Genomic DNA, 22,999 nt, shown 5'->3' on the forward strand with positions numbered 1-22,999 from the left:
ACATCGGTCCGGTTATCTCAAGCGGTAAGCCGCCTCGCTCCAGCGGAGCTCGTTCTTCAGGCGCTGCACGGACGTATCTTTATCGATGACCACGGCTTCGATGCCGGCCATTTCGGCGAAGTCCGTCAGGTTCTCGGCCGTCATGGCATAGGACAGCACCGTGTGATGCGCGCCGCCGGCCAGGATCCAGGCTTCAGCCGATTCGCGGAGCGACGGCTGCGGCTTCCACAGCACGCGGGCCACCGGAAGCTTCGGCATCGGCTTGTCGACCTTCACGCCGTCCACGACGTTCACCAGAAGGCGGAAGCGGTGTCCAAGGTCGACGAGGGAAGCGTTGACCGCCGGACCGTCCTGGCCGTCGAACACGATGCGGGCCGGATCCTCTTTGCCGCCGATGCCGAGCGGATGCACTTCAATCGTCGGCTTCGTGGCCGCGATCGTCGGACATACCTCGAGCATGTGCGCTCCGAGAATCATGTGGTTGCCTGGCTCGAAATGGTATGTGTAATCCTCCATGAACGAGGTGCTCTTGTTGTTTGCAAGAACCTTAAGGACGCGGGTCAGTGCAGCCGTCTTCCAGTCGCCTTCGCCACCGAAGCCGTATCCGGATTCCATCAGCCGCTGCACGGCAAGACCCGGAAGCTGCCGGAGTCCGTGAAGATCTTCGAACGTCGTCGTGAAGGCCCCGAATCCGCCTTCCTCCAGGAAGCGGCGCATGGCGATTTCGATCCGCGCCTGATAGGCGATGGCGTCGCGCACCGGACCGGCAGACAAGCCCGCCTGTGTAATGCTGTACTGTTCTGCATACTCTTTCAGGAGCGTCTCTACTTCGCTGTCCTGCACTTCGTTCAGCACCTGGACCAAATCACCGACGCCGTAGCCGTTGACCGACCAGCCGAACTGAATTTGCGCTTCAACCTTGTCGCCTTCCGTAACGGCTACTTCGCGCATGTTGTCGCCAAAGCGCGCTACCTTCAGGCTGCGGCTCTCCGCGAAGGCTGCCGCCGTGCGCATCCATCCGCCGATACTGCGGCGCACGTCTCCGTCTTCCCAGTGGCCGACGACCACCTTGCGGGCGATGCCCAGTCTGGCTCCGATATGACCGTACTCGCGGTCGCCATGGGCAGCCTGGTTAAGGTTCATAAAGTCCATGTCGATCGTTTCCCACGGGATGTCGCGGTTAAACTGCGTATGCAGGTGAAGCAGCGGCTTCTGGAGCTGCGTCAGACCGCGGATCCACATTTTCGCCGGAGAGAACGTATGCATCCACGTAATAATGCCGGCACAGGATTCGTCACTGTTCGCCTCAACGATCAGCTGGTAAATCTCGTCGGACGTCTTCACGATCGGTTTAAAAACGACCGGATACGGAATCGCAGCTGTATCCTGTCCGAGCTGCTCTGCGATGATCCGGGAATGATCGGCTACCTGTTCCAGCGTTTCGGGTCCGTATAAGTGCTGGCTGCCGGTTACAAACCAAAATGAATGCGGTTTCAATTTCATGATTATAGCCTCCCATGTTTCGGTTTCGTCCACTTGCTGTGCGTAAACTGATATTTTTACTTGTACATACTTATATATAGTAATACACAATTTATCAGAACATGTACGTACAAGTTGTATGGGTACATTGTATCCCCGCCATGTGAAAAAGGCAAGAACAATTTTGCCTGATTTGTGCTGTTGACTTGGTAGGAAAAAAGGAGCATAATCGGTTTGAAAATAAGTTAGTGAGTACTTACTTTTAAATTTTGTTTGCTGCTGGGATATCTTATATCGGCTGGCGGGCGATCTTGGCGGCAATCCACGCGGGCCTTCTCCACCTTGGGCTTTGCGTATGAATGGATAACCCGAAGACGACAATAACCACATCTAAGAAAAGGAGCAATGCATCATGAATTTCAAACATATTACAGTTGCCGGCAGCGGCGTGCTGGGCAGCCAAATTGCTTTTCAGACCGCCTTCAAGGGCTTTGAAGTCACCGTATACGACATTAACGATGAGGCACTGGAACGGGCCAAAAGCCGTATCCACGATCTGATGCCTCATTATCAGAGCGATCTTGGCGCCTCGGAGGAAGAACTTGCCGCGGCTCTTAGCCGCCTCTCCTTCAACAGCGACCTGGCCCAAGCGGTTGCACAAGCCGATCTGGTGATCGAAGCGATCCCCGAAGTGGTGCAGATTAAAACCGAATTTTACCAGGAGCTGAGCAAGGTGGCCCCGGAACGGACCGTATTTGCCACGAACTCTTCCACCCTGCTGCCGAGCCAGTTCGCCGAAGCAACCGGGCGGCCGGAGAAGTTTTTGGCGCTCCATTTTGCCAATGAAATCTGGAAAAACAACACCGGCGAAATCATGAAGCATCCCGGCACGGACACGACGGTGTTCAACGACGTCATCGAATTCGTCAAAGCGATCGGCATGGTGGCCCTGCCGCTGCATAAGGAGCAGCCCGGCTACATCCTGAACTCCCTGCTGGTCCCGCTGCTGGAAGCCGCTCAGCTGCTGCTGGTCAAAGAAGTGGCCGACCCGGAAACGATCGACAAAACATGGATGGTGGCAACCGGCGCTCCGATGGGACCGTTCGCCATTCTGGACGTGGTGGGCATCAACACCGCCTACAATATCGGCCTGGCCAAAGCCAAGGCGACCGGCGACCCGGAATTCGAAAAGATCGCGAATCTCCTGAAATCCGAATACCTCGATAAAGGCAAGATCGGCCGCGCCGCCGGCGAGGGCTTCTACAAATATCCGAATCCGAGCTTTGCAGAGCCTGGATTTTTAAAAAGTTAACCTGATATAATCGTCTAAACAGGCATACAAAAAGACCAGCTTACATGCTGGTCTTCTTTGTCACTTCTATTATAATTTTAAATACACGGACACCCTTTTCACGAAACTGAAGGAGATCGATATGAACAAAGGCGAACAGACCAAGCAGCGGATCATCCAGCAGGCAAGGACGCTTTTCTCTACATCCGGCTATGACGCCACGAAGACGAGTGAAATCGCCAAAGCCTGCGGCATTTCCGAAGCGGCCATGTATAAATATTTCAACAGTAAAATGGAACTGCTCAAAGCGTGCGTTGTTACAGCCGAGCCCGATGAAGAAACTACGGCGCACACAGATTTGAGCCAGAGCACAAACGAAGAGCTGATCGAGCGTTACGTGAATAAACGGATCACGATGATCGAGCGCAACCATGAGCAGTACAGCATTCTTTTTGCCGAATCCTCGCGTTACCCCGAGCTTTCCCAGTACTTTGACCAATCCTTGTACCGGCAAAGCGCCGAAATCAAGGAGATCAAGCGGCGGATCGAGGAAGGAAGCATGAACGGGATCCAAGAAATTTTCACATTGGAGCTGGGCCTGACGGCCGGCATTTGCTCCATTCTCCAGCATGACCAAATGAATCAGGGCGCACTGCTGCAGAACCTTTCCGAGTTCCGGAGCGAAATGACCCGGTTTATGAAATACGGTTTGATCGGCAGGCCATGACTTTTTATTAAAAAGCGGTTACTTAAAATGTGCTCAGCCGCGACCGGCCGAAGTCAACCGCACCCCTATATTCCACGGATCCCTGACGAGAAAGGCGCCTTCTTCCTGCTCTTCCGCAGCCATTCCCGCTTCACGGACCTGCTGGACGAGCTCCTCCACCTCACGCGCCCCCGGCAGCACGATCGTCATATAATCGATGCCGGTGCCATTGGCCGGTACCGGCGGCGCCCCGGCGCCTGCCCAAATATTCAGGCCGACATGGTGATGGTAACCTCCGGCCGAGATGAACAGTGCGCGCATCCGCGCATAATCGCCGACTACGTCAAACCCCAGTATATCGCAGTAGAAACGCTTCGCTTCGGGCAGGCTTCCGACATGGAAGTGAACATGCCCGATCACCGTTCCCGCAGGCAGCCCCTGCCATTCCAGCCCGGCCGACTGCTCCAGCAGGCCGCGAAGGTCCACCGCTTCGGTGACCATAACGTAATTCCCGTTCGGCTCCTTGCGCCACGTATCTCTTGGACGGTCTGCATAGACCTCGATCCCGTTCTGATCCGGATCACTCAAATAGATCGCTTCGCTGACCGCGTGGTCCCCTTGGCCAAACGGCGTGTCGGTCTGGATGAAATGGCGGACGACTGTTCCGAGATGTTCCCGGCTCGGCAGCAGGATCGCAAAATGGTACAGTCCCGCATGCGAACGCTCCGGCACGATGACGGCGTCCTCCAGCTCCTCGAGGATCAGAATCGGGCTTGCGGATCCTCTGGGTCCCAGCTCCGCCGTACTCCCCTCTCTTTTCAACACTTCCAGTCCGATAATTTCTGTATAAAAGGCGATGGAACGGTCCATCCGGCTGATCTTAATTTTAACCGGTCCAAGCTTCATTTCAGGATGCATGTCGGCACTCCCCTAACTTTTTATTTAATTACTTTTTGTAAGTAAGTATATTTTTATAATGAGTTCTTGTCAAGCAGAAGGTTTGCAGCGAGGATCGGATGAGCGGTTGAAAAATTTTAGAAGAAACCATCCAGCTCCCTATCCGTATACATTAGAAATATGGCATGACAAGGAGGAATCGAGATGAAGTGTCCGATATGTGAAGACTCCCGCATGAAGGAAGTGGAGAAAGACGGGATTCTGATCGACATTTGCCCGACATGCAAAGGCGTGTGGCTGGATCGCGGAGAGTTGGACAAGCTGATGTCCGACGTGCGTGAAGTCCGCGGAGACTATAATGAATGGTATTACGGAGATGCTGACCGAAACCAGAGGCCAAGGGACAGCTACCCTTCAGGCCAGCCCTATCCACCGCAGCAGCAGTCCTATGACAAATATGACAAGCATGGCCATTCCTCTTACCCGCATCATAAGAAAAAGAAAAAAAGCGTGCTTGACGTGTTCGGGGACTTGTTCGATTAACGCCCGTCCATGCAAAAACCCCTGGCTCCATGTAGGAGCCGGGGGTTTCGTTATGTTCTGCCTCTTATTCGTCTTCTTTGAAAACGGGACGAAGCCGGATGGAAAACTCGATTTCCCGCTCATCGAGCCGGTACTTCTCCAGCAGCTCTGGACCGCAGGAATTGGAACCGACACCGCTCATTTTGTAGTCAAGATGAACGATTGTCTCCTTCCGCTTGACCAGCTGGTGCAGGTGGGCGGCTTCCTCCAGGTCTTCCGGTGAGTAGTGGGAGGCATTAAACGAAAACGGCGCATTTCCGTGGAAAGCAAGCCCCATGCCCCGTTCGCTTGTCACCGTCGCCCACTCCGTCCCGTAGCGGGAGCCGTTCTCCTGCGGCATAATGTACGGCTCGAACATGTCGTCGACGCGAAGAAGGTATTTGCCGACCCGTACGCTTTGGCGCTTGTCGACATAGCTCGCATGCGGACCCAGACCGAAATACTCAACCTCCTCGGTGCCGGCCGGCATGACAGCCTTCAGCCCGAAGCGGGGCAGAAACGGCAGCCCCTCCCGAAGCTTGACACTCGTGGCCAGCGCGATTTCTCCGGAACCGTCCACCCGCCATACGGCCTGTCCATGAAGGACAGGATGCTTCATGTAGCCGCCGAGCGAAAAATCCACGGTCATCTCGATCGCATCGTCTTGCGGCTCGCTGACCCGGACCTGGTATACTTTCGTGCCTGCCCGGTGATAACCCGCATCCTTCCATTGACGCTGGACATTGCGGTCATTGTCCGTCGGCGCCCGCCAGATGCTAAAGGATAACGGCGCTGCGAGCATATCCACCCCCTGCTTGGAGATGCGGACGAAGGTTCCCAGGTTCCGGTCGAACACATGGCGGAAATCCATCCCCGTCACGATCAGCTGCGCCCCGTCCTCCGCGACGTGCACGGGACGTGCGCGCAGAGCCGTCAGCCACCCTTGCTCCGGCTGGACTGCAGAATCCTCCGCCGCCATCTCAAACTGGGCGAACGCGATTTCCTCCCCCCGGTCGGCCCATTCCGTTGATTCACAGAGCGAGGCGGTGAGCGTCAGGAAGCAGCGGCCGTCGGGAAAAGCTTTTTGGAACGGAATGATGACCGTCACGCTCTCCTGCGGGCCCGCCTGGATCGTCCCGAGGCTTCCCTGCTCCACAATTTCTCCGCAGCGCTCCAGCGTCCAGTCGAAGGTCAGATGCGACAGGTCCGAAAAGTCGTAAAGATTCGTAATGATCAGCGTGCCGCGGGACAAATCCTCGGCTTCCATGCGAACCGGTGCAATGACCTGCTTGAGCTCCAGCAGTCCGGCATGCGGAACCCGGTCCGGCGACACGAGGCCGTCGATACAGAAGTTGCCGTCGTTCGGATGGTCCCCGAAGTCCCCGCCGTATCCAAAATATTCGCGCCCGTCCGGCGTCTTGGTGCGTATACCGTGGTCATTCCATTCCCACACGCAGCCGCCCATCAAATTCGGGTACGCGTAGAACAAATCCCAATACTCTTTCAGATCGCCGGGCCCGTTGCCCATGGCATGGCTGTATTCGCACAGGAACAACGGCTTTGCGTGATCCGGATTTTGTCCGTAGCTCTCCACGTATTCCAGCGTCGGATACATTTCGCTTTCGATGTCGAGCGCCTCGGTATCGGCATCGCCGTGGTAACGCCGGGAGGCGCCTTCATAATGGACAAGCCTGCTGGCATCCCGGCTACGGGTCCATTCGGCCATGGCGATATGATTGCGCCCGTATCCCGATTCGTTGCCCATGGACCAGATGATGACGGAGGGATGGTTTTTGTCGCGCTCCACCAGCCGGATGGCCCGGTCCACAAACGCCTTTTCCCAATCAGGATCGCGGGTCAGCTGATGGAAATCGCCGGATACGGCCAGCCCGTGGCACTCCAGATCGGCCTCGTCGACCACGTAGAAGCCCATCCGGTCGCACAGCTCCAAAAACCGCGGATCGTTCGGATAGTGGGAGGTCCGAACCGTATTGACGTTATGCCGCTTCATCAGCTTTAAGTCCCGGATCATGTGGTTCAGCGGCACCGTCTGTCCCAAATCCGGGTGGGAGTCGTGACGGTTCACACCCTTCAGCTTGACAGCTTGGCCGTTGATCCGGAATACGCTGTCAACGATGTCAATCCGGCGGAATCCGACCGGAAAACGGAGTACTTCCCTTCCGTCCTGCACAAACAGCTCATACAGATATGGCTGTTCCGCGTTCCACAGCACCGGATTTTCGATGTCCAGCGTGATGACGCTCCGCCCGTCTGCCCGCACAGCTCCTTTGGCGACGGTCGTCCCTTCCGCATCCTGCAGCAGCGCCAGCGCATCCAGGGGGCCGGTCGTCTCCAGCTCACACAGAAGCTTCGCTGAGGAGTGATCCGGCGAAATGTCCTGTTTGATAAATACGTCGCGGACATGAGCCTCATCCCGGGCGAGCAGGTACACATCCCGAAAAATCCCGGAGAAACGCCATAGGTCCTGGTCTTCCAAATAAGTGCCGTCGCACCATTTCAGGACCATGACGGCGATGCGGTTCGTACCCGGCCGGATCAGTCCGGAAACGTTAAACTCGGCCGGAATCCGGCTGCCTTGGCTGTATCCGGCGAACTGTCCGTTGATCCACAGGTAGAAGCAGGAATTGACCCCTTCGAACATGGTATAGACCTGCTTGCCCGTCCAGTCTTCGCGCACCGTAAACTCTCTGACGTAGAGCCCTGCCGGATTCGCATCCGGGACATATGGCGGATCTACCGGGATCGGATAATTGACATTCGTATAATGGAGCTGGTCGTAGCCTTCGGTCTGCCAGCATGACGGGACGACAAGCTCATCCCATGATGAGGCATCGAAAGCGTCTTCATAAAACGGATCCGTCACGTCCTGGACACTTTCGTGGTACCTGAATTTCCAGGCCCCATTCAAGGTTTGGAACAAAGGGGATCTCGAGCGCTTGCCGGAACGCGCTGAAGCGGCGTCGCCATAAGGAATGTAATAGGATCTCGGCTCTTCGCGGTGAATATGAAGGACGCTTGTGTCTTCCCAAACCCGGTCAAGCTTTATCATTCGGATCATCTCCTTAATTTACGGTTATATATCGATAATGCAATATCGTTAGTTCAATGAATCCGCTGCTGCGCATCAAGTGCGGATATGGGACAGTACGGCCGCCTGCTTCCGGCCGGCGATAAGCCGCTCCCCGTCCGTAAAGCCTTCCTCTCGCCCTTCCAGCTCACGGATGAGAATGGAACGCCAATGTTCGATCCGGTCCCGGCAGGCTTCGTCGGAAATGGCGTTGTGCAGCTCCATGGGGTCTTCCGCCAGGTTAAAAAACTGCTCTTCGCCGGTTTGCGGATACCAGATGAACTTCTCGGTCCCGTCCGTGACCCATTGGGTAGATTGATGACCGTAGGCATGCTCCCCATGCAGATGGCTCCGCCATACCGGCGATGCTGTATCCGCTTCGTTCCTGGCCGCTGCCAGCCTCCAAATGCTGTCCCCTTCCACGCTTTCCGGGATCTGAACCCCGGCTGCTTCAAGCAGCGACGGCATGATGTCACGCAGCTCCACGACCTCATCGGCCACGGTGCCCTGCTTGAGATGGAGCCTGCCGCCAGGGTCGTTCACGATCAACGGCACGTGGGCACTTCCTTCATAGGGCAGCGCCTTCCGGAACAAGTGATGATCGCCAAGCAGCTCTCCATGATCCGAGGTAAACATGATCACCGTGTTATGGAGCTCTCCGTACTCGTTCAGCGCCTGCAGGAACCGGCCGATTTGGTGGTCCAGATGGGTAATCAGCGCATAATAAGCGGCCATCGCCCGGCGCAGCCTTCGTTTGGGGACGAGCCCCTTGCCCGTTGTCGGCGCCAAACCTTCCAGGGCGGGGTCATCCCCCTGCGCCCAGTCACCGACCGGCGGATCCGGAATATCCGCATCTTCGTACAGGTCCAGATACGCCTGCGGCGGATCGAACGGCGGATGCGGACGGACGAAGGACATCCATAGAAAGAACGGCTTGCCCGGGTCTCTGCGGCGCAGAAAGTCGATCGATTGGGTCACGACCCAGTTCGTCGGATGCTTCATTTCGTCCAGATGCCACGGACGTGCGACGGTCGATGCGTTGCAGTCCAGGCCCGTGTCGATCAAATCGGTGCCGGGCACCCTTTCCCGGAGCCACTGCAGGTAATCGTCCACCTGATCGTAATGCTCCTGCATCGCGATGCCGTGAAAATTGCGGTTGTGATGCAGGTAGCCGTCATGCAGCACCACGTTGTGAAAGCCCATCAGGTTTCGGGCGGGATATACGTGCATTTTACCGATGCACTGCGTATGGTATCCCGCTTTGGCCAGCTCCCCGGGCAGCGTGACCGGATAATTCCACGGTACCCGGTCCTGATATCCAACGCGTCCGTGCGTCCGCTGAGACTGGCCCGTAAAGATGGCCGCCCGCGCCGGTACGCAGGTCGGGGTGGCCGAATAGGCGCGGCTGAACCTCACGCCGGTCCGGGCAAGCTCGTCCAGATTCGGCGTTTCCACGACGGGATGGCCGGCGATGCTGAGGCAGTCGAATCGCATCTGGTCCACGGTAATCAGCAGCACGTTGGGCCTGCCTTGCTCTTCGTTCCTATTCATCGGCTCTCCTCCTTGAATCCAGCGGATATGATCGATAACCCTGAGCGAATCCTTGAAAATGCCTGTTCCCCCTTATTAAACCCTTCACGTGATGAAAAGTAAATGAAATTATTCGTTTTTTCGTGCAGATTACCCCGATGGGAAAACGATGAAAACGGATTACACCGATTACTTTATTTCAAAAAGAAATTAAGATCGGTATAATGGGGGGATAACACCTCACAGATGAAGGTGCAGTCCGGTTGCCACTTGCTGGGGCCGTGTGTATGATAATCATGAAGCAGCCTGTACGTATCATTGTAGAAAAACCATTGCCAGCAGAGCCCTTTCGGCGTTTGCCGCCGGATCATATTGTGGGGCAACAGCCGCTGGCCTTAACGGTTCAGAATAGTGAGGATAACGACGATATGCAAGATTTTAAGGAAGAGAGATGGAATGTAAAAGAACGCATTCCCTCACCGAAAGCCAAGGAACTGTTCTATGATATCCGGCGCAAGCAGGAGATTTCCAAGAGCGACCTGCTGGCGTCAAGCGGGCTGACGATCAGTACGCTGACCCGCGTTCTCGACGAGCTTGTCTCCATCGGCGTCATTAGCGAGAGCGGCCTCGGCGCTTCGACCGGGGGACGGCGTCCGATTCTGTACCAGGTTCGGGGCGAGTACGGCTATGCGTTTGGCCTGGATGTCTCCCGCGTCGTCTCCCGCCTCATTTTGCTCGATTTAGCCGGGCAGACGCTGGAAACAGCCGAATGGGACATGACAGAGGACATGACACCGGACCGGCTCATCGGCGAGGTTGTCGGCCGGGCCCGGGAATGGATTGCCGCACACGGCATCCCGCTGGATCAAGTCATCGGCATGGGTATCGGTGCCGTCGGCCCGCTCGACCGCGAGGCGGGCATCATCGAGGAGCCGGAGTGGTTTGCCGCGCCGGGCTGGCAGCATGTCGAGATCGTGCGCCTGATCGAGGAGGCGCTGCACGTTCCAGTGCTGCTCGACAACGGCGCCAATGCCGCCATCGTCGCCGAAGCATGGGCGAACCGCGGCAAGGATTTCCGCCACATGCTGTACGTGCATGGCGGCACGGGCCTGCGGCTGTCCATGATGTCGGACAGCAAGCTGATCTATGGTGCAGCCGATATGGAGGGCTCGTTCGGGCAGATGATCATCCAGGCGGATGGCATCCCTTACCGAACCGCCAAAGGCAACCACGGCTGCCTCGATTCCTACGCGTCGGTCCATGCGATCGAGCGCGAGGTGAATTCCCGGCTGCGGATCGGCCGGAGCAGCCGGCTGCAGCAGATGCTGGAGCCGGGCGAGCCGGCCCGCTTCAGCCACATCATGCAGGCGCTGAAGCAGATGGATCCGATGGTCACGGAAGTCGTGACCCAGGCGGCAACGTACTTCGGCATCGGCCTGGCCAATCTGCTGAACATTTTGTATCCCGAGAAGGTCGTTCTCGGCGGACCGCTGATGACGGATTCGAACCTGTTCTTCTATACGGCGACCCAGACCGCCATCCGCAAAACGTACCATTACCCGAAATATCAGGTCATTTTCAGCAAAGGCAGCTATGGCGAAGAAGCGATCGCCGTCGGGGCGGCGCTCCTGATGCTGGAGCAGTTGACCTGCTGAGCCGGCTGCGGCCGTGAAGCCTTCAGGGCCGGCCGCACCCCCATAGCTCGTTTTTTGGGGGCCGCTTTGCCCTCAAAGCCTGTTGAGACCCTCAGAGCCCGCTGCGGCCGCCGCCCTCCCAGAGGGCACACGGATGCCTGCCCAGCTATGAAGACAGCCGGGCTTGAGCCGTTGCCATTATGCGGGTGGACACGGATTAAATCCGAACGGACATACAACATGAAAGAACGAACGAACATCCTTCTACCAGGAAAGGAGCAAGGACCGAAAATGACCCAAGAGACCTCCTCCACCGTTCCAACGTCGGAAAATGCCGGAAAAGCCGAAACCTCCTCCTGCTGCTGTTCGGCCGGGCGTGAAGCCGCTTTGCAGGCTCCCGCCTGCGGAACGGCTGCTGCCGGAGACTTAAACGCGCTTGAAGCAAATGATTTTCACGAAGGGGAAACAGGGGCCGCACGCAGCCTTCCGGAGCTTCAAGCATCCGGCAGGGCAGAGACCGGCACGGAATCGGACAAACCGGCGGCATCACAGCCTGATCCCAAAGAAGATTCGCCGCCTCACGCCGGTTCTGCAGCCGAACGTCTCCACAGCTCAGTCGCCCAGCAAGAGCCGAGCCTGGCGGAACATTCCGCTCGGCCCGATCCTTCCCAATGGCCGATCATCCCCGAGGGTACCTATATCCTCGGCACCGATGACGGGGAAGGCTTCGCCTCGGATGCCGAAGGGCCTGCACGGCCGGTGCACATTCCTGCGTTCCGCATATCGCCTTATGCCGTCACGAACGCCGAGTTCGCCGCTTTCGTCCAGGCGACCGGCTACGTCACCGAAGCCGAGAAATTCAGTTGGTCATATGTATTCCAGCTGCTGATCCCGGATCCCCAGCAGGTGAAGATCGTCGGCTCTCCGGAGCGGACGCCATGGTGGCTCGGCGTCGAAGGCGCCACCTGGCGGGAGCCGGAAGGCCCCGGCAGCGGCATCGGTGACCGGATGGACCATCCCGTGGTCCACGTCTCCTGGAATGACGCTGCCGCTTACTGCGCCTGGGCCGGCGTCCGGCTGCCCAACGAAGTGGAGTGGGAAGCCGCGGCCCGCGGCGGCCTGGAGCGCAAGCGTTACCCTTGGGGCGACGTGCTGCGCCCCGGCGGCGAACACCGCTGCAACATTTGGCAGGGCGTATTCCCTACCAAAAACCATGCCAGCGACGGCTACCTCGGCACCGCTCCCGTTGACGCCTATCTTCCGAACGGATACGGGCTGTACAACATGTCGGGCAACGTATGGGAATGGTGCGGCGACTGGTTTACGTCCGACCCTGCACAGCGCGGATCTTCGGACCGTCCGGAAGGGCCCGCCCAGGGAAACGCCCGCCTCATGAAGGGCGGATCGTACTTATGCCATCAATCCTACTGCAACCGGTACCGCGTCGCTGCGCGCAGCGGCAACACGCCGGACAGCTCTACAGGTAACATCGGTTTCCGCGTGGTAGCGGATCTGTAACGACAAGCCCAAAAAGGCACCGCTCCTCATGCGAAGCGGTGCCTTTTTGGCGTTAGCTTATTTGGCTTCCTTCGATCTGACGCCAGGCCGCGGTCCCAGACACGCTTCGCAATCACCGCTCGTTGTATGATGTGTTTCGAAACAGAATGAAACGGACTAGCGTTAATTATGCTAGTCCGTTTCTGTTTGTTCTTGATTATTCATTTTGAGCTGTTTTCGCTTGACATGGGCTACTCCCCATTGATGCAGCGATTCCAAAATCGGCGACAGGCTCTTGCCGTATTCCGTGATGGAGTATTCCACTTTCGGCGGGACCTGCGGATATACGACTCGTTTAACGATCTCCTCTTCCTCCAATTCGCGCAGATGGAGCGTAAGCATCCTTTGCGTGATATCGGGCAGCAATCTTCTGAGCTCATTGAACCGCAAAGGCTTGCCTTGAAGCAAATGATAAAGGATAATCGGCTTCCATTTGCCGACGATCGAATCCAGCGCAACGACGAATTGACATTGGGCAGGGTTCTTTTGCATAGGCCCACCTCCGTTTACGGTACCTTTTTTGTTACTATACCACATTATTGTGCCTACTTACTATAAGTAAGTTAGTATTATATGATCAGGATTGTAAGTGTTCTTAATATCATTACAGAAGGGAAGTTTGAAGCATGGCAACTGTACTGTACATCACTGCACATCCCCTTAATCCGGAGGAATCTTATAGCCTTGCGGTGGGCAAACAATTTATTGGAGCGTACCGTGAAGCCAATCCAACCGACGAAGTTGTTCATTTGGATCTGTATAAAGAAAATATTCCGCAAATCGATGCTGATGTTTTAAGGGGGTGGGGAAAGCTTCGGTCGGGTTCGTCTTTCGATCAGCTGTCCATAGCCGAGAAATCAAAAGTGGCCCGTCTTGAGGAAATTCTTAATCAATTTATGGCAGCCGATAAGTACGTTTTTGTATCTCCGATGTGGAATTTTACAGTCCCGCCGGTTTTAAAAGCTTACACGGATGCGACCTCCATTCCGGGCAAAACGTTCAAGTATACCGAAAAGGGCCCTATAGGTCTGCTGCCCGGCAAGAAAGCCTTGCACATTCAAGCCAGCGGTTCCGTTTATTCGGAGGGACCTTTAGCTCCAATAGAAATGGGATACAGCTATATGAAAACGATTTTGCAGTTCTATGGAATTGAATCTGAGGCTATTTTTGTTGAAGGAACGGCGGTATTAGAGCGGGCTCCTTTTATAAAAGAAAAAGCGATTGCACAGGCTAAGGAAGCTGCCAAACGTTTCTAACTTGAGGGTCGCCATCGTTATCGAACTGAAATCCGCAAAAATGAATCCCCCGGAAGTGAAACCCATCTTCACTTCTGGATAAGGGGAAGCTCCAATCTCCTTATGAAATCAAGCTGCATATTTCCTGAATGATAAGAAAAACGTCTATCGACGTACTTTCAAAGAAGACAGACCGCGTCTAGAGGAAGTTTTTCTTGCGAGATCAGGAAGCAGAAGCTCCGAAACTTATACTTTCTTATCTCTAAAAAAAGCCCGTTGAAGTTTCTCAACAGGCAGAAGGCACCGCTTCTTATGCGAAGCGGTGCTTTTTTAACCATGAAGCCGCATAATCCACGGCCGCCCTGACGGGCAGCAGCCGGCATTCCGCCATGCCTACCTTACCGACATCGGCATGTCCCTGCTCTTCAAAATCCTGCCCGAGCCGGTCAAAGTCGTCGGAATCGTAGGCATAGTCTTCGAACCATTTCCACGTTCTCATGCCGTCCTCCAGAATGGCGGCCCCCATTCTTTTCCGCGGCATTTCCTCGATCTGCGTCTCCGCCATATGAAAGGTCGTGCATGAGTCGTATCCGACCCCAAGCAGCAGCACCTTGGCATCCAGCCGGTACAGGGCCCCCAGCGGCGAATCCTGGCCGAACTGCGGCGTCAGCGCGTGTACACCTGTAATTTCTGCCGCAAGCGGGCCCCTGGCTGCAAACGACACCTGCGGATGGTACGAGCGGAGGGTTCCCGGCAGCGAGCGGAACTGCTCCGCGATTCTCCCCATCGCCCGGGTCGCCGTGTAATCCGGGTCAAACGCCGGCATGTGCGCGTAAATTTCCTCCAGCCATGCGGATGGTACGGGCGGATTGGCCCATTCCGCAGGATCGGAATTCTGGCCGCTGTGGGCCGGCATCACCAGCGTCCCGGCACTGCCGAGCGCCTGCTGCAGCGCCAGAATGACGGCTTCCGCATCACCGCACACCCAGCCGATTTTGGATAGCGAGGAATGCACCAGCAAAGTGTCACCCTCCCGGACGCCGAGACGGCCGAGATCCGCCCGGATCGACTCCACCGTGTTCAGCTTGGTCGAAGCGTCAATGACTTTTCTTTCTCCCATGTCAATCCACCTCCATTGTTCCATTGTGGCAAATTGGGGCGGCTTCGATCAAGTATGCGTTGAACATCGGGACCAAACCATGCAAGCGGCCGTGCCATGAAGTAAACGGGTATGAAACGAGCCCGATGGAAAGCATGCCTGTACGAAACCGGCAATGAATAAAGAAAAATGCATCCTTCCCCTCGATCAAGGAAAGGATGCATGAAATTCGATGCATTAGACAAACCGGTGGTTTTGAAACATCGTCCGTTCAAATCGTTGTACTTTCATTCAGCTCGTTTTGGCTAATTTCGGCTAGGACCTTCCCTTTATTTGGCCCAGCCCTTCGTGCATCGCGCCCAGCAGGCGGTGCGTCCGGTCGCAGCTGTATTCCCAGAACATGATGCCGGCCAGTCCCTGCTCCTTCACATACTCGCATTTATGCCGGATGGATTCCTCGTCGTCGTAGGAGATCAGGCTCGACCCGTTAAACAGGAACGGCGCGCGGGCTTCCTCATCCCAGTAGCGTGTATAGCCGTTTTTATCGATGTAATCGGCAGCCAGCTCCGTAAAGGATGGGCCGTACCCGCCCGTCGTGCCCGCCATTTGGTACAGTCCGCGGTTGCGGTCCGGGACCTCGTTCCAGATGCGGGAGTAGAACGCCGCTCCGATCACGATTTTTTCCCGCGGCACGCCTGCCCGGACAAAGATGTTCACGGAAGCGTCCGTGCTGATGCGGAACAAATCGCCCGTTCCAGTGTACAGGTTCGTATGATGGCCTGTCAGCACCTGGAAGCCGCCCCGCATGTCATAAGTCATCAGCTGCACGAAATCGAGGTACTTCTGCACCTGATCCATCTCCGTGCCGTCCACGTAATATTGGTCCGCCCCCGCCGCGATCGTCAGCAGGTAGTGACGGCCGTCTGCGGCGCCTTTGGCGTCGAGCGCTTCCCGAATCGCCGCCAGCAGCAGCGTAAAGTTGTGCTTGTCATCCGGACTGGCGGCGATACCCGCCTCGCCGTAGCACGGATACTCCCAGTCCAGGTCGATCCCGTCAAACGGGTACTCATTCAGCACCCGCACGGCAGATGCCGCCATCCGTGCTCTTCCTTCTTCGGTTGCGGCCGCTTCGGAGAAGCCGCCCGCACTCCAGCCGCCGACCGACAGCAGCAGCGTCAGCTCGGGATGCTCCCGCTTGATGGACCGGATGGCCCCGCCGTTCTTCAAATGCTCCGTCGTAATTTCGTCATCCCGGACATGGCCGAACGCCACGTTCAGATGGGTCAGCCTGGACAGGTCCTCCGGCGTCATCTCCGGCAGCACGGCGTCCACGGCGTACCCAGCCACAATATATTTTTTCGACATACTTAAGACACTCCGTTTCTTATTGGGTTGTACCAGAATCTCGATCCCGGTTGAGTTGTTATGTTAGGTTGTTCTGTTGGATCGGCTTGCTCTGCCGGCTTACCCCTGCTTTGTTACCGCCGATAAAATCTGCAGCGCCTCTTTCCCCGTGCCGATCTTATAGCCGGATGCCGTGTACCGGATCTGATTCTGGCCGTCCAGTACGAACAGATGCGGGTAGCCCGCTTCGTTTGCGGCCGAAGACGAAATCAGGTCAGGCAGCGAAGCATAGCTAGAATCCCGTACAAACGCCGCCTGCGCTGGCAGTTTCGGATAAGCGGCCGGATCGAAGGATGCCGTCCACTCCCGATCTCCAATGATCAGGACGATCGGCAGCGCCAGCTTGTCAAACGACTCCGCCAGCTCCCCGAGCTCACGCAGCAGGTGCTTGGTCGGCTCGCGCTCAGGCTCGATCCAGGCCGTAATGGCCCCCTGGGAACCGATCAAGCTACCCAGCGCGGCAGCCGTCCCGTCGAAGCGCGCAACTTCCCCGCCGCCATCCAGCGTGCCCAGCACCGGCACCTCCTCGGCAGCTTCGCGGAACGTCAGCGGAACCTCCGTCGTGTCCCCTTCGCTCACCGTAAAGTAGCTGAGGCGCACCCGTACGGTTCCGTCCTTCAGGCGGATGCCCGTTGTCAGGCGGTAGGCACCCGGCTCCACTTCAAACGGCGCGTCGTACACGTCGGTTTGGCCAAACGGGTACACGAGCGTTTTGTATACGCCGTTTTCAAGCCGGGCGAACGTAAAGTTCTCGCTGTAGGATGCGGCAGGCGCATCCGGACCGGCCGCCTCATCCCGCAGCAGGCGCAGCATGCCCCAGCCTGCGCTTCCGGTCTCCTCGGCGGTGGCATACAGGGTGAACGGCGCGTCTTTCCATCCGCCGTCCTCCCAATACTGCGGCTTCTGCTCGCTCGGGTGCAGGCGGGCCGGGATGCCAAGGCTGCGGCTGGCGGCCACGAACAAGATGCCGAGCGACACCGGATCGCCCTTGCCCAGCCGATAGGTACCGACCGGATTGCCTTTGCCAAGCAGGTTCGGCAGGTCCTGCCATAGACCGAAGCCCTGCTCCAGGCGGCAGGCCAGCTGCGCCGGATCGGCCTGATACGCGGCCGTCTCCTCCGGCGTAAAGGCTTCCTGGAAGAACTTCCGGTACGGCACGATCATTTCGAACAGCACGCGCGGGCACAGAATATACCGGATGAAGAGGTCCTCATCCCAATCGCCGCGGCGCTCCAGCGCTCCGATCAGATGGTCGTCCAGCGCCGGTCGGAACGTATCGGCCAGGTCCTTGTCGTTCAGCGATTCCAGGAGCCGCAGCGGCCACTCTCCGAATTCGCCGGAACGCTCTTCCAGAAAAGCTGCGATTTCACGGCCGTTGCCCCGGGCCTTGCCCAGCACCGCCTCGACACGCTCGGCCGGAAGCCCCGCCGCCTTCGCCAATCGGGCGGCATCGTCCCCGCCGAGGAAAGTTTCCTCGAAGGCGGTCCGGATGCGTGTACCTTCCTCGATCCGGGCGTTGTGGCGCTGCTGCTTCTCTTCCGTGACGGCATCCGCAGCTTCCCCTTCCCGTTCGGGCGGCGGCACCATATCAAAGTCTGCCGTTCCTTCCGGCTGAACGGAGCAGTCCAAGGTCAGCTCAAAGCGCTCGCTGTCCCGGACCGAAATCTTGGTCTCACCCCAGCGTCCGTCCTTGACGGCGCGGATGACCAGGTCGCCGAAGCCCGTCTTGAAGGAGACTTCGCCCCGCTCGTCCGTCGGAAGCGTGGCGATCGGATACAGCTCCGCCATGTTGTACAGCTCGAAGCGCACCTCGGCCCCCTCTACCGGAACGCCGGCCTCATCTTTTACCGTCACGCGGATGGTCTGTGTCGGCGCGTAATTTTCCAGCAGATTGATCTCCGTAAACCATTCGTCGGCCAGCGTAATATCCTCAGGCCCCGGATAATCGGCATAGATTCTCGTGTTGATCAGCATCGCACGTCGTGCCGGCGGAGTGAACCAGCCCTGGTTCAGGCGGGCTTCCGGCTCGCAGGCGCCGATGTAGTACCACTGCCCGTCGGCCCACGCTTCCACCCAGGCGTGGTTGTCGTCGCAGTGCGCCCAGCGCGGGGTATAGACCTGGCGCGCAGGAATGCCGATGCTGCGCAGTGCGGCCACGGCGAGCGTCGACTCTTCCCCGCAGCGGCCACGGGCTGTGCGGATCATCGTCAGGGGCGAAATCGTCCGCAGATCGCTGCCGACGTAGGTCGCCTTTTCGTGGCACCAGTAGTTCGTTTCCAGGATCGCGTCAGCCATGGACAGTCCCGCAGTCCGCTCCGCCAGTTCGTTATACAATATGCCGCGCGAATCCTCGATATTTTCAGTATTCACCCGGTATGGGAGGACGAAGTGCAGGAAGAGGTGATCCGGTACCCGCTCTCCCCAAGGCACCTGCTTGCGGATTGCCAGTGTGCGGCGCACGTGGCTCAGAAACAGCGCACCGTCGTAATCCGCCAGGTCGTTGACCGGCATGTACGCGTACAAATATTTCAAAGCCCATGTTTCCTCGGCGGTCAAAGCTTCCTCGAACACGCCGAACAGCTCCTGTTTCCGTGATTCGGCCAGTACCATCTTCTCCTGAAATTTCTCCTCGATCCGCTGCAGCATCTCCTGATCCAGCGAGAATGCGGTCGTATGCGTCGTCATTTCGCTTCCTCCTTCCACAGCTTTCCGTCTTCACGGATGCAGTACACCGCTCGTCCGTCCGCGGACGGCGCCGTCAGCTGAAACAGGCTGCGGGTTACTTCGATCTCCGGTTGAATCGTCCAGGTATCTTCACCCTTCAGCTGCTCCCAATCGGCCGTAAACCGCCCATGGGCCTCATAGTGGTTGCGCTCGCGGTAATAGAGCTTGCGAAGCTCCCACTTGATCCGCTCGTCCTCTGGCAGCTCAAAATCCTGGGGCACTTCTCCGTCAGAGAATACGACGTACCCCCAGAGCTCCGGATAATGCATGTTGATGATGCCCATCGGCGACCATACCCAGTTGTCCTCGGGATATGGCTTGCCGGTCTCAGGGTTCAGCACCTTGCGGTATTCGCCGTCCTGCACCTCCGTCCGCCACTCTACCCGCGAGAAGTTGACGCGCCAGAACTCGCCGGTAGCCGGGCGGCGCCCCTCGGGCGCACATTCCTTCAGGCTCGCCCACGGGATCGCCACTTCCACGCTCCATTTGCGGTTGTCTGCATCCGGGCGGTTCAGCTCGCCGTCAATATGCACCGCGGTCTTCAGGCCGGCGATATCCCAGCCGTTGACCGGAGGCCCGCCGTCGCGGTAAGGCTGTACCAGCAGCAGGTCCCAGACCGTATTCAGCGCATTGATTTCAAACTCGTAATATTGATGCGTATCCCCATCGGGATCGATAAAGATTTCAAAATCGTTGTCGTAGAAAATGACCGAATCCCGCTCGGTCAGCGTAGCCCAGATCTGATCCTCGATCAGCTCCGCGCCGAAGTAGAAATATTCGTCGTCCCACAGCATTTTCACCCGGGTCTGCTTGGCCGGATTGGGGCGCAGATCGCCCTCGATATCGACGAAATCCTCCGTCCACTGCGCTTCGGACCAGAATGGCTTGTCCAGGCGTCCGTCCAGGACGAGCGGCCCTTGCGCCCGCCGGCAAATATAATGTTTGGGAGCATATTCAATGCTAGGCTCCGGCACTCCGCTTAGATTCATCGCGATTCCCTCCGTTATTCGTTCTGCATCGATCGTTAACCTATATTGCCGTATCCGCAATCTCCAAGGCCAGCGTCACAATCTCGGCCGGCCCTGCCGCTAGGCGGAGCGCCTCTCCGGGCTGCACCGCTTCCACCGCATCCTGCCGCTCTTCCAGAATAATGCTTCGATATGCCTGGCGATACGCAAATGTCGGCGTTACGGCAAGCTCGCTGCCGCTCGAGGTCAAATTGTACCAGCGGAGGATGAGGTCTCCTGTCTCTTCACTTCTTTTCACCGCGGACTGTGCTATTCCTTCTCCCTGCCAGCCGAACCATTGATAAACCGGCGGGAGGCTGCCCGCATGCAGGCCGACCTGTACGCCCGTCCACGGTACCTGGAACTGATAGGCTTCGTTATACGCAGCCTCAGGTTTCGCAAGACCGTGCGGGATGATCATCAGCTCGGCATAGGCTTCGCCCAGGCACTGCGCCTCCGGCGTCGGGAATACGCCCCAGTCGCCCAGCTCGCCGACGGAACGCAGCAGCGTCACCGCAATCGTGTTCTGTCCGTCCTGCAGCACCTCGTATTCGTTCAAGCCCAGGTTCGCGACCGTAAGTCCCGTCCGCCCGTCCTGGATGCTGGCAAAAGCCTGCTGATGGTGGCAGTAGCTCGGGTTGGTCCATTCGGCGGATGGCTCGTTGCCGCGGGTCACGACCTCGAACATGGAATCCGCCTGGTGAACACTGCTGGCAAGGCCGGTCGGGAACAGCATCCGCAGCCGGTGATCCTTAGCTTGGTTATTGAAGCGGGAGGAGACCTTCAGTCCGCGTGATCCTTTCTCCAGCGTCAAGGTCGTCTCGATGACAATCCGGACGGTCTCCTTGGAGCGGCCGGACGATCGGCCGGTGAACCATACCAGCTCCTGCTGCTCCTGCGCAAGCTTCTCCTCCGCTCCCTTCGGGATGTCCCAGGCATGAACGACCCGGAAGGACGCCTCGTAGGGCTTGTCGGCCAGAATCGTAATCTCGGCTGCAGTATTCCGGGTCGTCAGCGGGGTTTCCCCGTCCGGCTGGCGGTACATGTATTCATTGCCGATGTCCCCGCTGTCCTCGTAAACGCACAAACCAGAGTAGATCTGGCCGCTCGCCTTGTCCGTCAGCGTCACTGATCCGTCGTTTTCAATGCTAACCGACACGTATTCGTTTTCCATGGTTCGGTCCCCGGTGACAAGTGTGGCCCGTTCCGACGATGCGGTGGCTTGGGAAGCCGAGCGGACGACCGCGTAGGTGCTGAAGCCGTTCGCGGGAACGTCCGCCGCCTCCAGCTCCACCCGGACCTTTCGGGCAAAATAAGGCTGCCGGAACTTGTCGTCAGGCAGATCGTATCCGAACTGCAGTCCCAGGTCGGTGATCGTGCAGTCCACCTCCCGTCCCTCGCTGTCCACCACGATCCGGTCCGCCAGCTCGAGCTGCTTCACCCGCGATTTCATTTCGCCGAACGGAATGCCTTCCCGGAAATAATGGCGGAGCACGTCGACTTCGACGCTAACCGTGCCGGTCCGCTTGCCGCCGGTCGTATTGAAGACGGTGAACGGAACAGCATCCGGCCCGAACGCCGCAAAGCCGGTAGTGTCGATGTGTTCCGCAATAGACTGCAGGCTGTCGTCCGCAACCGCTTCGGCGACGTGCCGGCTTTTCTCGAAGCGGGTGACCATCTCGCGGTGTACTTCGTCCACGCTGCAGCCGCAGATGCTGTCATGCGGATGGTTCTGCATCAGCGTCTTCCAGGCGTACTGCAGGAGATCATGCGGATATGCCGCACCGAGCAGGCTGGCATAAGCTGCAAGCGGCTCGGCTACCTTTTCGAGCATCGCCTGGCCACGCTGATTCAGCTGCTTCAGGTAGACGCGGGAGGAAGCGGTATTGACGAGCGTCCCCCAGCCGTCCGTCCGCTGGCTGCGCAGCTCGCCCCGGACGGAGGACAATTCACGGTCCAGCGAGGATTCGAGGGAAGCCAAATAATCGATGAAATTGGAATGGACGAAGTCCGTATCCGGGAACAGTTCGCGCGCCGTGCGGATCGCCTCCGGCAGATCGAGCTGGATCGGCTGGTGGTCACAGCCGTTCATGAACAGCAGCTCCCCGGTGGAAGCGTACTTGGCGGCGTCCGCCAGCTTGCGCTGCCAGTATTCTTTCGCCTCGCCCGGATCCGCAGGCACCTCATTCCCGTTCGAATACCAGTTGGCGAACAGGATGCCGAGCACCTTGGAGCCGTCCGGCCCCTCCCACTCCAGCTCGGAGAAGGAGGATTCGTAATCGCCGTCAGCGACCGTGTTGTTAAAGCCTGTAGGCTTCACGCCCCGTCCGAAGAAGGCGTTATGGATGCCGGACTGCCGCATCAGCTGGGGTGTTTGTCCGGCAAGCCCGAAGGTGTCGGGAAAGTAGCCTATTTTGGCCGGCTGGCCGTAGCGCTTGGCGTCCTTGTGCCCGATCAGCATGTTGCGCACATTGGCCTCGCTGCTCGTCAGAAACGCGTCCTGCAGGATGTACCAGGGGCCGATCAGGATGCGGCCGTCCGAAATATGCTTCTCAAGCCGCGCCTGCTGCTGCGGCCGGACCTGCAGGTAATCCTCCAGAATAATCGTCTGGCCGTCCAGGAAAAAGCTGCGGTATTCCGGATCCTCATCCAGCTTGTCCAGCAGCGCATCCATCAGTTTTATCAGACGGACATGATGTTTCTCATAGGGCAGATACCATTCCCGGTCCCAATGGGTGTGGGATACGATATGAGCCGTTTTGCGGTTTGGCATATGTTTTTCCT

The 22,999-nt window shown here is 57.8% G+C and carries 16 protein-coding genes; 6 read left to right on the top strand and 10 right to left on the bottom strand.

Annotated elements, in window-relative coordinates; genetic code table 11:
* Nucleotides 1–12 precede the first annotated feature (12 nt).
* Entirely contained in the window at nucleotides 13–1,503 is a 1,491-nt protein-coding gene (gene araA / locus ABID47_RS28120; protein ID WP_105444970.1) for an L-arabinose isomerase, read from the bottom strand.
* 391 nt (nucleotides 1,504–1,894) lie between these two features.
* Between araA and ABID47_RS28125 the strand changes: the two genes are divergently transcribed.
* Both ABID47_RS28125 and ABID47_RS28130 read left to right on the top strand, forming a co-directional pair.
* Complete coding sequence (locus tag ABID47_RS28125) at nucleotides 1,895–2,794, top strand: 3-hydroxyacyl-CoA dehydrogenase (protein WP_354501777.1); 900 nt, start codon at nucleotides 1,895–1,897, stop codon at nucleotides 2,792–2,794.
* 121 nt (nucleotides 2,795–2,915) lie between these two features.
* Nucleotides 2,916–3,500 carry a TetR/AcrR family transcriptional regulator gene (locus tag ABID47_RS28130; protein WP_105444968.1) on the top strand — a complete coding sequence of 195 codons (585 nt, stop codon included), beginning with the start codon at nucleotides 2,916–2,918 and terminating at the stop codon, nucleotides 3,498–3,500.
* Nucleotides 3,501–3,533: 33 nt separating this feature from the next.
* Here the strand turns inward: ABID47_RS28130 and ABID47_RS28135 are convergent, their stop codons facing one another.
* Nucleotides 3,534–4,397 (bottom strand): VOC family protein, encoded by an 864-nt coding sequence (locus ABID47_RS28135; protein ID WP_116233991.1) that lies wholly within the window; start codon nucleotides 4,395–4,397, stop codon nucleotides 3,534–3,536.
* Nucleotides 4,398–4,580: 183 nt separating this feature from the next.
* Here ABID47_RS28135 and ABID47_RS28140 point away from each other — a divergent pair, with 183 nt between their 5' ends.
* A complete protein-coding gene (locus ABID47_RS28140; RefSeq protein WP_076173548.1) occupies nucleotides 4,581–4,919 on the top strand; it encodes a TFIIB-type zinc ribbon-containing protein in 339 nt (112 codons plus the stop codon).
* Between the two features lie 64 nt (nucleotides 4,920–4,983).
* Here ABID47_RS28140 and ABID47_RS28145 read toward each other — a convergent pair whose 3' ends face one another.
* Both ABID47_RS28145 and ABID47_RS28150 read right to left on the bottom strand, forming a co-directional pair.
* Entirely contained in the window at nucleotides 4,984–8,007 is a 3,024-nt protein-coding gene (locus tag ABID47_RS28145) for a glycoside hydrolase family 2 TIM barrel-domain containing protein (RefSeq protein WP_354501782.1), read from the bottom strand.
* Between the two features lie 75 nt (nucleotides 8,008–8,082).
* On the bottom strand, nucleotides 8,083–9,576 hold the full coding sequence (locus tag ABID47_RS28150) for an arylsulfatase (RefSeq protein WP_354501785.1): 1,494 nt from the start codon (nucleotides 9,574–9,576) through the stop codon (nucleotides 8,083–8,085).
* A gap of 407 nt (nucleotides 9,577–9,983) precedes the next feature.
* Here ABID47_RS28150 and ABID47_RS28155 point away from each other — a divergent pair, with 407 nt between their 5' ends.
* Together ABID47_RS28155 and ABID47_RS28160 are read left to right on the top strand one after the other, a co-directional pair.
* Complete coding sequence (locus ABID47_RS28155) at nucleotides 9,984–11,210, top strand: ROK family protein (RefSeq protein WP_354501788.1); 1,227 nt, start codon at nucleotides 9,984–9,986, stop codon at nucleotides 11,208–11,210.
* Between the two features lie 270 nt (nucleotides 11,211–11,480).
* Nucleotides 11,481–12,707 (top strand): formylglycine-generating enzyme family protein, encoded by a 1,227-nt coding sequence (locus tag ABID47_RS28160; protein WP_354501791.1) that lies wholly within the window; start codon nucleotides 11,481–11,483, stop codon nucleotides 12,705–12,707.
* 171 nt (nucleotides 12,708–12,878) lie between these two features.
* On the opposite strand, the gene ABID47_RS28165 is transcribed toward ABID47_RS28160, so the two are convergent.
* Nucleotides 12,879–13,238: a winged helix-turn-helix transcriptional regulator gene (locus ABID47_RS28165; RefSeq protein ID WP_076173545.1), complete on the bottom strand. Its 360-nt coding sequence runs from the start codon at nucleotides 13,236–13,238 to the stop codon at nucleotides 12,879–12,881.
* Between the two features lie 134 nt (nucleotides 13,239–13,372).
* Between ABID47_RS28165 and ABID47_RS28170 the strand changes: the two genes are divergently transcribed.
* A complete protein-coding gene (locus ABID47_RS28170; RefSeq protein WP_354501794.1) occupies nucleotides 13,373–14,002 on the top strand; it encodes an NAD(P)H-dependent oxidoreductase in 630 nt (209 codons plus the stop codon).
* 289 nt (nucleotides 14,003–14,291) lie between these two features.
* Here the strand turns inward: ABID47_RS28170 and ABID47_RS28175 are convergent, their stop codons facing one another.
* The 5 genes from ABID47_RS28175 to ABID47_RS28195 form a co-directional block, all read right to left on the bottom strand.
* Nucleotides 14,292–15,101 (bottom strand): AAC(3) family N-acetyltransferase, encoded by an 810-nt coding sequence (locus ABID47_RS28175; protein ID WP_354501797.1) that lies wholly within the window; start codon nucleotides 15,099–15,101, stop codon nucleotides 14,292–14,294.
* Between the two features lie 294 nt (nucleotides 15,102–15,395).
* Nucleotides 15,396–16,445 (bottom strand): glycoside hydrolase family 18 protein, encoded by a 1,050-nt coding sequence (locus ABID47_RS28180; RefSeq protein ID WP_354501800.1) that lies wholly within the window; start codon nucleotides 16,443–16,445, stop codon nucleotides 15,396–15,398.
* Between the two features lie 99 nt (nucleotides 16,446–16,544).
* Nucleotides 16,545–19,169, bottom strand: coding sequence for a transglutaminase domain-containing protein (locus tag ABID47_RS28185; RefSeq protein ID WP_354501803.1), 2,625 nt, complete (start codon nucleotides 19,167–19,169; stop codon nucleotides 16,545–16,547).
* Nucleotides 19,166–20,197, bottom strand: coding sequence for a carbohydrate-binding family 9-like protein (locus ABID47_RS28190; RefSeq protein WP_354501806.1), 1,032 nt, complete (start codon nucleotides 20,195–20,197; stop codon nucleotides 19,166–19,168). The genes ABID47_RS28185 and ABID47_RS28190 overlap by 4 nt, the downstream gene beginning before the upstream one ends.
* Before the next feature lie 40 nt (nucleotides 20,198–20,237).
* The gene (locus ABID47_RS28195) at nucleotides 20,238–22,988 is read right to left on the bottom strand and encodes an alpha-mannosidase (protein ID WP_354501809.1); all 2,751 of its coding nucleotides are present in this window, start codon (nucleotides 22,986–22,988) and stop codon (nucleotides 20,238–20,240) included.
* Between the last annotated feature and the right edge of the window lie 11 nt (nucleotides 22,989–22,999).

This window comes from Paenibacillus favisporus, assembly GCF_040545415.1.
In the GTDB taxonomy this organism is placed as follows: domain Bacteria; phylum Bacillota; class Bacilli; order Paenibacillales; family Paenibacillaceae; genus Paenibacillus_AQ; species Paenibacillus_AQ favisporus.